Source organism: Sediminibacterium sp. (genome assembly GCF_051860225.1).
Taxonomy (GTDB): Bacteria; Bacteroidota; Bacteroidia; order Chitinophagales; family Chitinophagaceae; genus Sediminibacterium.
Genome location: NZ_JBHYEI010000001.1, coordinates 851779 through 863896 on the forward strand (window position 1 = coordinate 851779; position 12118 = coordinate 863896).

The 12118-nt window shown below is 38.3% G+C and carries 12 protein-coding genes; 4 read left to right on the top strand and 8 right to left on the bottom strand.

Annotated elements, in window-relative coordinates; genetic code table 11:
• The first annotated feature begins 113 nt into the window (after positions 1–113).
• The 4 genes from ACTIEI_RS03580 to ACTIEI_RS03595 all read left to right on the top strand — a co-directional run bounded on the left by ACTIEI_RS03580 (position 114) and on the right by ACTIEI_RS03595 (position 4512).
• Positions 114–1127: a type II TA system antitoxin MqsA family protein gene (locus ACTIEI_RS03580; RefSeq protein ID WP_439504909.1), complete on the top strand. Its 1014-nt coding sequence runs from the start codon at positions 114–116 to the stop codon at positions 1125–1127.
• A 37-nt stretch (positions 1128–1164) separates the two neighbouring features.
• Positions 1165–2193, top strand: a complete 1029-nt coding sequence (locus ACTIEI_RS03585; RefSeq protein WP_439504910.1) for a virulence RhuM family protein — start codon at positions 1165–1167, stop codon at positions 2191–2193.
• 62 nt (positions 2194–2255) lie between these two features.
• Positions 2256–2600, top strand: a complete 345-nt coding sequence (locus tag ACTIEI_RS03590; RefSeq protein WP_439504911.1) for a helix-turn-helix transcriptional regulator — start codon at positions 2256–2258, stop codon at positions 2598–2600.
• 25 nt (positions 2601–2625) lie between these two features.
• Complete coding sequence (locus ACTIEI_RS03595) at positions 2626–4512, top strand: CocE/NonD family hydrolase (protein ID WP_439504912.1); 1887 nt, start codon at positions 2626–2628, stop codon at positions 4510–4512.
• A 1-nt stretch (position 4513) separates the two neighbouring features.
• On the opposite strand, the gene ACTIEI_RS03600 is transcribed toward ACTIEI_RS03595, so the two are convergent.
• From ACTIEI_RS03600 to ACTIEI_RS03635, 8 genes are all read right to left on the bottom strand, one after another.
• Complete coding sequence (locus tag ACTIEI_RS03600) at positions 4514–5026, bottom strand: hypothetical protein (protein ID WP_439504913.1); 513 nt, start codon at positions 5024–5026, stop codon at positions 4514–4516.
• Between the two features lie 23 nt (positions 5027–5049).
• Positions 5050–5412, bottom strand: a complete 363-nt coding sequence (locus tag ACTIEI_RS03605) for a response regulator transcription factor (protein ID WP_439504914.1) — start codon at positions 5410–5412, stop codon at positions 5050–5052.
• Positions 5384–8089, bottom strand: a complete 2706-nt coding sequence (locus ACTIEI_RS03610) for an ATP-binding protein (RefSeq protein WP_439504915.1) — start codon at positions 8087–8089, stop codon at positions 5384–5386. The genes ACTIEI_RS03605 and ACTIEI_RS03610 overlap by 29 nt, the downstream gene beginning before the upstream one ends.
• Positions 8086–8295, bottom strand: coding sequence for a hypothetical protein (locus ACTIEI_RS03615; protein WP_439504916.1), 210 nt, complete (start codon positions 8293–8295; stop codon positions 8086–8088). The genes ACTIEI_RS03610 and ACTIEI_RS03615 overlap by 4 nt, the downstream gene beginning before the upstream one ends.
• An 80-nt stretch (positions 8296–8375) precedes the next feature.
• Positions 8376–8630, bottom strand: coding sequence for a DUF6814 family protein (locus ACTIEI_RS03620; protein WP_439504917.1), 255 nt, complete (start codon positions 8628–8630; stop codon positions 8376–8378).
• Between the two features lie 22 nt (positions 8631–8652).
• Positions 8653–10128, bottom strand: a complete 1476-nt coding sequence (locus ACTIEI_RS03625) for an MFS transporter (RefSeq protein WP_439504918.1) — start codon at positions 10126–10128, stop codon at positions 8653–8655.
• Positions 10129–10151: 23 nt separating this feature from the next.
• Positions 10152–11567, bottom strand: a complete 1416-nt coding sequence (locus tag ACTIEI_RS03630) for a hypothetical protein (protein ID WP_439504919.1) — start codon at positions 11565–11567, stop codon at positions 10152–10154.
• A gap of 105 nt (positions 11568–11672) precedes the next feature.
• On the bottom strand, positions 11673–12104 hold the full coding sequence (locus ACTIEI_RS03635; RefSeq protein ID WP_439504920.1) for an IS1/IS1595 family N-terminal zinc-binding domain-containing protein: 432 nt from the start codon (positions 12102–12104) through the stop codon (positions 11673–11675).
• Between the last annotated feature and the right edge of the window lie 14 nt (positions 12105–12118).

Here is a 12118-nt window from a genome sequence, read left to right on the forward strand (position 1 = left end):
TTATAAAATTAATTAAAAAGTCCACTATTTATTAGAAATAATTATATATTTTTATAAATATTCCACTATTTAGTGAAATTTCCTATGAATTACCCACTAAAAAACCAATGAACATGAAACAAAGAATCGAATGTCCATATTGCGACGGTAGTGCTAACCTTCACAAGGAAGCAAAGGAAATAATCTATCGTAAAGAATCTTTTAAGATAGTGGCCCATTTTTTCAAATGCGAAAAATGCAGTGAGGAATTTACCACCACAGAAGCAGATACTATCAGTTTGATGCAAGCCTATAACCAATACAGGGAAAAAAATAATATTCCTTTTCCAGAAGAAATTGCAGGCATAAGATCAAAATATGATTTACCTGCTTCAAAAATGAGTGAGGTTCTTGGGTTGGGTGCCAATGGATATAGCAACTATGAAAATGGAGAGATACCTACTCCTGCATATGGTAATTTAATAAGTGCGGCCTCAGAACCTCAAACTTTTATGAATTTTCTTGATAAAGCGAAGGATCAATTTTCAGTTAATGCATTTAAAAAAGCAAAAGAAAAAGTTAGTTATCTTATTAATACAGAAGATGAAACCAATATTTTGTGCGAGTCTTTAAATGTTTACAATAAACCCAATAACTATACAGGTTATAAAAAACCTGAACTTTATAAAATTGCTAATCTTTTCACCTATTTTATTCAGTATTCAAAACCAGATTTTAATGATAAACTGAAGCTTAATAAGCTGCTTTTCTTTACCGACTTTACTCATTATAAAAATCATGGTTCTTCCATAAGTGGGTTAAGTTATAGAGCTATTCAATACGGGCCAGTACCTGCTAACTATGATAATATTTATGCTTACTTAGAAAACGAACAACTAATCAGTTCACAATTTTTAAAGCTTTCTAATGGCGGAGCAAGAGAAGTGTTTCTTTCTAATGCTGAGTTTGACAAATCCCTTTTTAGCGATGAAGAATTAGAAACACTTGCAAATATCAAAGTAAAATTCGCCAATATGTCTACCTGGGACATAGTAGACTTGAGTCATCTAGAAAAGGCTTGGAAAGAATTAGAAGCAAACCGAGAATTGATAGGTTATCAAGACTATGCATTTGAATTACTTTTTTGATAAATCCTAGTAAACTAACTTTCCTGAATTATTGTATGTGAATTTTCTTGATATGAACAGCGAAATTATTATATACCAAAATAATGATGGCAACATCAAAATTGATGTTCGCCTAGAAGATGAAACCGTTTGGTTATCACAGGCGCAAATTTGCGAGCTATTTCAAAAATCTAAAGCAACAATTAGCGAACATATAAAAAATGTGTTTGAGGAAAGGGAACTTGATTCTTTGGCAACTGTTCGGAATTTCCGAACAGTTCAAACTGAAGGTAATCGAACCGTTGAAAGAGATATAGACTACTACAATCTCGATGTCATCATTTCTGTAGGCTATCGTGTAAAATCGCCCCAAGGCACACAGTTCCGTATTTGGGCTACTCAACGCCTAAGAGAATACATTATCAAGGGGTTTGCTTTAAACGACGATCGATTTAAGACGGGCACTTCCATGAATTATTTCAACGAATTGCAAGAACGCATTCGGGAAATACGTTTATCTGAGCGGTTCTTCTATCAAAAAATAAAAGATATCTATACCACTAGTATCGATTACAATCCTAAGGATGAAAAGACCATTGAATTTTTCAAAATAGTGCAAAATAAACTTCTATGGGCAATAAGCGAACAAACCGCCGCAGAATTGGTCTATAGAAGAGTAGACGCAAGTTTGCCTTTGATGGGTATGCAATCTTATGATAAAGAAAAAGCTATTTCCATAAAAAAATCCGATATCAGTATAGCTAAGAATTATTTAAAAGAAGATGAAGTAAAGCTACTTGGCTTATTGGTTGAACAATATTTAGCTTTTGCAGAAACCATGGCGCAACAGCGTACCCCTATGTATATGGCAGATTGGATTCAGCGCTTGGATAGCATTTTACAACTCAACGGTAGAGAACTGCTAACCCATGCTGGAACAATTAGCCATGAAAAAGCTTTACAAAAATCAGAAGCAGAATTTGAGAAATTTAAAATTGCTCAAAAGGCTATTGAGAAAGAGCAAAGCTTAAAAGAAATTGAAGAAGACATTAAGAAATTAAAGAGGACAAAAAATAATAAACAATAAATTAGTTTAATAAACTCTAAAGCAACCTATCGGCACAATTGAAATTATAAAAAGTCATAACCATGGAAAATCAATATTTCCCCCAATCAGTTCCTCATCCTGGCGAAACCCTAAAGGAAAAGCTTGATGAAATGGGGATAGGCCCGAAAGAGTTTGCTCATCTAACAGGAACTCCAGAAAATATAATAATCGCAATTATAAAAGAGGAAAGCCCCATAATACCTGATATAGCAGTGCAGTTTGAGAATGTGACTAAAATCCCGGCAACCTTTTGGATGAATCATCAAAAGGGCTACGATGAATACATTGCCTCTATACCTGGCAAAAGAAAAATCGGCATTTTAGATGGCAAAGGTAAAGTCAATTTTAAAGACAACTTTTCCATGAACGAAGAAGATTTTTCGTAAATTGAATGCTACCTAAAGCATTCTCATGAAAAAATTCCTCCTTGCCATTGGCCTGTTTGCATGCACAGCCGGCGCAACTAATTTAAAAGCACAAGACACGGCGGCTATTTATCGCAAGCTCGATTCTATTGCCGTGATTGATCAAAAAGTAATGATGCCTATGCGCGATGGTATTCGCCTGGCTACCGACATCTATCGCCCAAAGGGCAATGGAAAATATCCGATTGTATTTTCTCGTACCCCGTATAATTTCAATACTTGGGTGGATGGAAAAATGACTACTCGCACATTGGAAGATGCGTATCAAGCAGTGAGTCGCGGTTATGCCTATGTGGTGCAGAACGAAAGAGGTCGTTTTTTCTCTGAAGGTGAATGGGATATTTTAGGTACGCCCATCACCGATGGTTACGATGCCTTAGAGTGGATGAGTAAACAATCTTGGAGCAATGGTAAAGTGGGTTTGATTGGTTGTTCTTCTACTGCCGAATGGCAGATGGCGGTGGCTTCTCAGAACCATCCTGCTTTGGCTGCTATGGTAGCACAAGGCTTTGGTGCGGGTGTGGGTCGTGTGGGTCAATTCATGGAACAGGGTAACTGGTATCGTGGTGGTGCGCAACAAATGTTGTTCACGTCTTGGTTATATAGTACCCAACATGATAAGCTTGCACCGAAATTACCTATCGGTATTCAGCAAAAAGATTTACAGCGTTTGCAAAAGTTTTATGATATGGGTCCTGAATATCCAAGAGTAGATTGGGCGCAGGGATTAAAAACGCTACCTATTATAGACATCATCAAAAAAGCACAAGGTCCGGATGGTATTTATGAACAAATGGCGGCTCGCAAACCCAATGACCCAGCATGGTTCAAGGGTGGTCTCTATCACGATAATATGCCTATGGAAGTGCCTGCTTATTGGTTCGTAAGTTGGTATGATGTTTCTTCTGCGCCAAATATTGCTTTGTTCAATCATGTGCGCAATGCAGCCAAAAATAAATCTGTTGCAGATAATCAATACTTAGTAATTGCTCCTGTGTTGCATTGCTCTTATAAGCGTGCTACCGAAAATACCATCGTGGGTGAGCGCAGTGTAGGTGATGCTCGTTTGAATTATGATGAGCTTACTTGGGGTTGGTTTGATATGTTGTTGAAAGGCCAACAAAATGATTTTAAATCGGCTCAACCTCGTGTTCGTTATTATACCATGGGTTCAAACAAATGGCAACAGGCCGAAAGCTTCCCTTTACCCAATACCGAAATGAAGCCTTTCTATTTATCTAGTGCGGGCAAAGCCAATACCCGCAATGGGGATGGCGCTTTAACCATGATGCCTCCTGCAAAAGATATTCCTGATGCTTTCACTTACGATCCTATGAATCCTGTGACTTCTTACGGTGGTAATGTTTGCTGTACTGGAAACGCCGTGCAAGGCGGCAGCTTTGATCAATCCCAAATGGAATTGCGCAATGATATCTTAGTGTACACTTCAGATGAATTAAAAGATGGGGTGGAAGTGACCGGGTTCATTGAGTCTACCCTCTATGTTTCTTCTACTGGCCTTGATACCGATGTAACCATTAAATTGATTGATGTTCATCCTGATGGCAAAGCCTATAATTTAGATGAAACCATTCAACGCTTGCGTTACAGAGAAGGTTACGACAAAGAAGTATTCATGGAAAAAGGCAAAGTGTACAAAGTCAATTTAACGCCAATGGTGACCAGTAACTATTTTGCGCCTGGTCATAAAATTCGCATTGAAGTATCTAGTAGTAACTTCCCTCGTTTCGATCGTAACTTAAATACAGGTGGTAACAACTATGATGAAGCTACTGGTGTGGTGGTAGAAAATAAAATTCACCACTCTAAGCAGTATCCTTCTGTAATTAAATTACCCATCATTAAAAAGTAAATTATTTCAACGCGGAAGCAGGTAAGGTAAAGCCCATGCTCTCTGCGCACCAAAATATATTTACAATATAAAAACGGTCCTGGTCCTTAAACAGTTGAATACTATTAATTCCTCTGTTGGTACTAGGACCGTTTTCTGTTTCTCTGGCTTCATAAGTGCTGAATGCATGATACACTGTGCCAAATGAAACGGTCTCTCTTTTCAATTCTTTTTCGAAGAACCCTGTTTTAATACGTGTACTAAACATCGTTATATATTCTTCGGGGGTCATGGTTCTGTAAACAAATTTTGCTTCAGTATTCTTACTGGTAGGAATTAATTTTGCATCTTTTCCAAACAAGTACTTAAATCTTTCCCAATCGCGGGCTTCGCCTGGTGCACCACAGATAACATTGTACAAAGCAGCAATAATATTGTCTACACTGCTTACGTCTTTAGCGTATTTCTCATTCGATTGCGCTTGTACTAAACTTGTACCTAAACCCATTAGTAAAATCAATAAAATGCGTTTCATATGATTGTTTGTTGATGGTTTAATTAATCTAATAATGTTTTGATTTGCTTGGTCAACTCGCGGGTACTAAAGGGTTTGGTAATATATAAAGATGCTCCTAGTGCCAATCCTTTTTTAATATCTGCTTCGCTCGATTTTGCACTTAAGAAAACCACTTTAGTTTCGATCAGTGCAGGGGTTGATTTAATATGTTTACAGATTTCGTATCCATCTACATCGGGCATCATAATATCGAGTATTACCAATGCAGGTAATTCTTTCAAGAGTTCCATCGCTTCTTGCCCATTGCGTGCTACCATTACCCCATAGCCGCTTTTCTTCATCAGAAATTCCAATGACATTAAAATATATGGGTCATCATCTACCACTAATACTTTCTTGCTCATATGGCAAAGTAAATACAAATTGGGCACCTTTTGTAAACCCTTTGTTCACCCAAATTTTACCTCCGTGTAATTCGATGATTTTTTTAGAAATGGCTAATCCCAATCCAGTGCCTTCTGGTTTTTTAAGGGTCTGGTTCTTGGCCTGAAAAAATTTATCAAATATCAGCTCTTCCATGCCTGCATCTATGCCCTTGCCATCGTCGGTAATTTCAATCTTATATTCCTTTTCACCCTTCGAAATACTAATCTGAATTGCACTTGTGGCAAACTTGATGGCATTGCCTAATAAATTCATGAATACCTGTTGTATTAAGTCGGCATCGGCCTGTATCATGGTGGGCCGCTGTGCCAATTGAATGGTTAAGCTTAACTGTTTAGCTTGTATGATTCCACTTAATGTGGCTGCCATATCATCTAATAATTTTCCTGCATTAATATCGGTGATGGTTAATTTTCTTCGGCCTGCTTCAAAATTTTCGAGGTTCAATACCTGGGTAATTAAATTACTCAATCGTACGGTTTCTTTAATAATAGCTTCTAAATACTGTTGTTGTTGCTCGGCTTCTAAATCGGGGTTGTCGAATAATATTTCGCTCAATGCCCTGATGGATGTGAGCGGGGTGCGAAGTTCATGTGTTACCGTGTATAAGAATTCATTCTTCTGTTCGTCTATACTCAACAATTGCGTATTCATATTTTGCAATTGTTGCGTTGCTTTGGATAGCTCTAAAGATTTTTTTCTGAGCTCTTTATTCATCTCCACCATTTGCTGGTTCTCATTCAAAATGGTTAAGACTTCTTCTATGCTAATCTCTTCTTCTTTTGCTACCGTTTGCACCAATATTCTGGCAGATGCAACACCTACTACTCCTCCTAATATTCTTTCGGTGAAGCCTACTATTCTTGCATCGGCCACTAATTTTTCTTGCAAATTTATTTTATGCCTTTTGGCATATGCGGTCAATAAGGTTTCTGCTCTTTCCGCTCCCACAAAGCTTTTCAGCAAGTTGCGGATATCTTGCATTTGTGCGGTTCCCTTCCATACCAATCCGTTTTCTTGTAGGGCTCCGTGCTTATTGATATTGGTAAATATCTCTGCTTGGTATTGTTCCTGTGCTCCTTGTTGCGTGTATACCGATATAAAAATATAGGCGCTGATATTCAGCAATAAACTCCAAAATACGGAGTGACTGATAGAATCAAATTCTTTTAATCCAAATAAATGTTGCGGGTGTAACCATTCAATTCCAAACAATCCATTTGCTAAAATGGATGCGGGTAAAAATCCATTGTTCACCATGCCAGGTAATACCAAGGTAAAAAACCAGATGATGAATCCTAAGATGATGCCAATGATGGCGCCTTGTTTATTGCCTTCTTTCCAATAAATGCCTCCAAATAATGCGGGTGCAAATTGTGCTACTGCGCAAAAGGAAATCAATCCTATGGATACCAAACTTTCTCCTTGTCCTAGGTTTAAATAATACAGCAAGGCTAATAGCAATACCGCGCCAATACTGAATCTTCGTATGTTTAGGATATTACTTTGCAGCGATACTTGTTTCCAGTTTTGGTTTTGTTGTGTGCGCAATAACAAGGGTATTACCAAATGATTGCTGATCATAATGCTCAGTGCAATTGTTTCTATAATGATCATTCCTGTTGCTGCTGATAAGCCTCCAATCCAAGTGGTCATGGCCAACCAGCCTTGGTTTTGCATCATCGGTATAGAGAGTACATAATAATCTGCATTGACCGTATTGCCTTGCAGTAATAATCCGCCCATGGCGATGGGTAATACAAAAATATTAATGAGGATTAAGTATAAAGGGAATAACCAGGTCGCCATTTTTAAATGTTGCTCCTGTACATTTTCTACGATGCTTACCTGAAATTGCCTCGGCAAAAAAACAATCGCTAACATGCCTAAAACGGTCATGCTCATCCAGCCTGAATAACCACTGCTTTCTTTTAAAGTCAATAATTTATTGTTTGCTGTTGCTGCTGTTTGCGAAAAAATATCGCCCATTCCATCAAATAAAAAATACGTGATGTACACACCTACCATTAAAAAGGCCAAGAGTTTTACCAACGATTCAAATGCCATGACGGTCATGAGTCCTGGATGTTTTTCTGCGGCGTCTACACTTCTTGCTCCATACAATACCGTAAACACAAATAAGATGATGGTAGAAAAGATGGCTATATAAACAGTGGATAAACTGGTGGGGCTATCTTGTTGCAACACGGCAATACTACTGGTAATCGCTTTAATTTGTAATGCGATATAGGGTATTACACCAAACACACAAAACAGGGTTACCACCATTCCGATGGAGAAATTTTTTCCGTAGCGCGTACTGATGAAATCGGCTATGGACGTGATTCTTAAGCTTTTGCTGATGGTTAATATTTTTCGCAAGACCGGCCAAAATAATACCGCCATAATGGTGGGTCCTAAGTAGATCGTGATGAAATCGATTCCCGAACTGGCGGCTCTTCCTACACTTCCATAATAGGTCCATGCGGTGCAATAAACCCCCATGCTTAATGCATAGATAAACGGATGGTTGACTAAATTTCTGCTGGTATTAATGGTCTTTTGTGCATATGATGCTATTGCAAATAACAAGACCAAATAGCCTAACCCGCAAATAATAATTAGGGTAGTGCTCATGATTTGTATTTACGATGTACGGTTATTGCGGCTAATAATACGATGCTTCCCCACCATATAAATACATACCAATACAATAAAGGGATGCCTCCAATCAATATGGGTTTGTTGGCTATGGAGAGCAATGGAAAATTCAGCACCACCATCATCAAGATGGCAATCATTAATAATTTAATGGGCTGTTTTTTTTGTTGAACTGCTATCATGCTATGAATATAAAAAAATCCCCTCATAAAATATATGAAGGGATTTGAAGCGTATCGGGGGGGGAATACAATAAACTAACTTATTCTTTAAAGTGTGCGTGCTCTGGATTATCGTCTATTAGATCGTATTCTCCTTGCAACGCGTATTTTCCAAATACCAATAGTCCACCTACCACTATCGGTAATAAAATGAAACAGATAATAATACCAAATACCAAGTCGTCTTGTTTACCGCTGGTTAGTTTAGGAATTCCTAAAATGGTTAATCCATAATATCCTACGGCTATACCCATTGCTAACCAAACGATGCCGAGTACTTTCTTAATTATATTCATAACAGTATTTTTTAAAAATGGTTTAATCGTTTATTTCTTTGTCTTTTCCGTTAATGTAAATAACCCCAATCACCAAACAGACTGCTGCTACACCTATTGGATACCAAAGCCCTTCTAAGTACCAATCTGCTTTACCAGACGTTTTTGCATTCGTTGCGAGGTAAGTGGCTACCGCCGGTAACAATCCCCCAAATACCCCATTACCAATATGGTAAGGTAAGCTCATTGAAGTATACCTGATTTTTGTTGGGAACATTTCTACTAAGAATGCTGCTATTGGGCCATACACCATCGTTACAAATAGTACTTGAATAAATACTAGTATGATCAATTTTTGCTTGTCGCTGCTATTGATACTTAGTTTAATGGTAGTGGTAATTGCACCGCTTTCTGGATTGGTTTTTTGTATTTCTTTTCTTACGGTACTATCCGAATAAACAGTGGTAACTGTGTTTACATTATTCACCATATTGTTGCTGGTACTTACTTCTACCTTATTGGCTACATTGGTGGTTTGATACATTTTTTCGTAGATAGGTCTGTACGATACAATGGCAATTAACATACCTGCCATCATAATCCATTTACGACCTATTTTATCGCTGAGCCATCCGAATACCAAGAAGAATGGCGTGCCCAACATTAATGCAATAAACATTAAACTATCTACTTGTTCTTTGTCTACACTCATGGTTTTTTCTATAAAACTCATGGCATAGAATTGGCCGGTGTACCAGATAACGCCTTGTCCCATTACGGCTCCAAATAGTGCGAGCAATACAAATTTGAAATTCAGTTTTTTCCCAAAGCTTTCTTTTAATGGATTGGTAGATGTTTTTCCAGATGCTTTTGCTTTTGCAAACACTGGAGACTCTTCCATATTTTTTCTAATTAAATAAGAAACTAATACCATTAAAATAGACACCCAAAATGGTACTCTCCATCCCCATGCATCAAAATCTTCTGTAGATAATGCTGCCCTGGTTCCCATGATTACGAGTAAGGAAACAAATAATCCTACTGTTGCCGTGGTTTGAATCCATGCGGTCATGAATCCTCTTTGTCCATTGGGTGAATGTTCTGCTACATAAGTGGCCGCGCCTCCATACTCTCCGCCCAAAGCCAAGCCCTGTAAGAGTCTTAGCAAGAGTATGAGTACCGGTGCCATAAAGCCAATCGTTTCATAAGAAGGAATACAGCCAATTAAAAAAGTGGCTCCTCCCATTAATAAAAGGGTTACCATGAACGTGTATTTACGTCCAATTAAATCGCCTAGTCTTCCAAAAAATAATGCCCCAAATGGTCTTACCACAAAGCCTGCGGCAAATGTGGCCAATGTGCTTAAGAATGCCGCAGTGGGGTTGTCTTGCGGAAAAAATTTAGTTGATATAACGGTGGCCAAACTTCCGAAAATATAGAAGTCGTACCATTCTATCATGGTGCCTACAGAGGATGCGCCAATGACGCTGGTGAGTGAGGTTTTTTTAGTGGTGTTCATATTATTTGTTTAGCAGATGAGCGTTATAAATATACTTGTAATTGTAGCATGAATTCTCCTAAGGATCCATCCCTTACCCTTTGTCCATTTCTTAAATAATACATGGGTCTTGTACTATACTGTGGAGTAATTTTTGCATGGTGTCCGTCTAAGAAAAAATTAGCGCCTATATCAAAGTAATTTCCTGTTTGATCTAGGTAATCAAATTTCTTGTAAGTGTACGCTGCAAAGGGTTGTATGCGAACCTTGGTGGTCTGGCTTGTTTTAGGCAATAATAATCCCGCTTGCGTGTACCAAATATCTCCTGTACCTACAAAAAAACGATTGTTGCCAAATCCATTGATACTGCGTTGGCTAGCCGCTACTGCGGGATCAAAGCCGCTGGCTGGATTCATGATCCCAACTGTTCGGATATAGTTGGGTCCAAAATTGTATTTGTAAAAAACACTGTACGCAGTTAACGCCATGTTTTTCTTTTTATCTCCAATCGGCAAATCGGCAAAAGCATCTATTCCAAATAAATTGATATCGTGTTGTGCAATGCTGCCATTGCCATTCACGCTTCTGGTGCCTTTGGCTTGATGATAAAACCCTGCCCCTAAATTGAATACTTTTTTAGTGCCTACATAGGTACCTACTCTAAAGGGCAACACATTGGATTCTTGGTCTAAGAATTGGTAATCAAAATATCCCTGTACCGCTGCTCTTGCATCTCCATTATTATCTACTGCAACTCGGTCTTTAATGGCGTCTACCGTTGGGTTAACATTGGTGGCAAAGGGCTTGTTTACACTTACACTATAATTGAGTTTACCCAATTTTCCTTTTGCATAAAACCCAAACTGTCTTACAAATTGATCACTTAATTCTACCAATGGCCAGTTAATCACTGGTGCGTCAATCGCTAAGAAATTCAAGGTGCTGGCACTACTCATTCTACTAATGCCCCACCAATAATGTAAGCCACCACCAATGTATACATTGTATTTATTGGCTTTCTTAGTGGTTGGGTTAACCGAAGGAACCAATGCATATTCATTCCATACATCGTGAAAGAAAATGCCTGGTTTTTTACCTGCACCATAAGCGCCTGTGCCTGTTGCACCAGCTGCTCCGCCTGTTGCAAATGTTTGGTTATTGATACCAAAATGGGCCAACACTAAATAACGTGGGGTAATTTGTGCATAGGTCAAAATACGTAAGCGCCTTGCGCCTACATCCCAAGTGTTGTTGCGGGCTTCTCCATTTACTAGTGTACCTGGATTGTTGTTGATAGACCTTGCCCAAATTTGATTCCATACAATGAAGCGAATGTATTTACTGCCCTCGGGGTTAAGGTTCAGCTTTAATCCTGAACCATACGCTTCACTGCCCTGGCCTTGTGCTATTTGCTGTACTAAAAGCAATCCTAGCACTGGAAGAAGTTTTTTAAATGACATAGCAATCGTGGTTTGTTAAGCAATGCTGATAGGTTAAAATTGGGCATTGCCAAATGCGATTGCAAATGATATATATATATCTGGTAAGTATATAGCTATTGAAACTTAGTACACCGATGTTTTTCTAAATCTTTCCCATCGAATCACCATGAATTTGTCTCCTAGTTCGGTTACCATAAAACCTGCTGATTTTAGCGCTTCTCTATCTGCCATCAAATCCTTTAATTCTGCATGATTCAGCACTTTGTAAGTGGGGTGGTATTCTAAATTTTCTGGTCTCTGTATTCCATACTGTCTTACCCAGTTCATTACACTCACATGGCTTACCCCTAAAATCCGCTCGATTTCTCTAAAGCTGATTCCCTCAATATAGAGCTGTAAGCTCTTGACCACATAGTATGGATCAATGTTTTTACCTTCTTTAAACACCGTAAAGTGATATCCGCAGGAACTGCATTTAAATCGCTGCCTTCCTTTAATAACGCCGCTTTTGACGTATTCACCACTTTTGCATTTAGGGCAATGAATCAGTTTCATACCCTTAATTTACG

What these genes read in the sequence shown, in the direction of transcription:
- ACTIEI_RS03620 (WP_439504917.1), bottom strand. Translation starts at nt 8,630, where the DNA reads ATGAATATAATTAAGAAAGTACTCGGCATCGTTTGGTTAGCAATGGGT.
- ACTIEI_RS03600 (WP_439504913.1), bottom strand. Translation starts at nt 5,026, where the DNA reads ATGAAACGCATTTTATTGATTTTACTAATGGGTTTAGGTACAAGTTTA.
- ACTIEI_RS03605 (WP_439504914.1), bottom strand. Translation starts at nt 5,412, where the DNA reads ATGAGCAAGAAAGTATTAGTGGTAGATGATGACCCATATATTTTAATG.
- ACTIEI_RS03635 (WP_439504920.1), bottom strand. Translation starts at nt 12,104, where the DNA reads ATGAAACTGATTCATTGCCCTAAATGCAAAAGTGGTGAATACGTCAAA.
- ACTIEI_RS03625 (WP_439504918.1), bottom strand. Translation starts at nt 10,128, where the DNA reads ATGAACACCACTAAAAAAACCTCACTCACCAGCGTCATTGGCGCATCC.
- ACTIEI_RS03630 (WP_439504919.1), bottom strand. Translation starts at nt 11,567, where the DNA reads ATGTCATTTAAAAAACTTCTTCCAGTGCTAGGATTGCTTTTAGTACAG.
- ACTIEI_RS03580 (WP_439504909.1), top strand. Translation starts at nt 114, where the DNA reads ATGAAACAAAGAATCGAATGTCCATATTGCGACGGTAGTGCTAACCTT.
- ACTIEI_RS03590 (WP_439504911.1), top strand. Translation starts at nt 2,256, where the DNA reads ATGGAAAATCAATATTTCCCCCAATCAGTTCCTCATCCTGGCGAAACC.
- ACTIEI_RS03615 (WP_439504916.1), bottom strand. Translation starts at nt 8,295, where the DNA reads ATGATAGCAGTTCAACAAAAAAAACAGCCCATTAAATTATTAATGATT.
- ACTIEI_RS03610 (WP_439504915.1), bottom strand. Translation starts at nt 8,089, where the DNA reads ATGAGCACTACCCTAATTATTATTTGCGGGTTAGGCTATTTGGTCTTG.
- ACTIEI_RS03595 (WP_439504912.1), top strand. Translation starts at nt 2,626, where the DNA reads ATGAAAAAATTCCTCCTTGCCATTGGCCTGTTTGCATGCACAGCCGGC.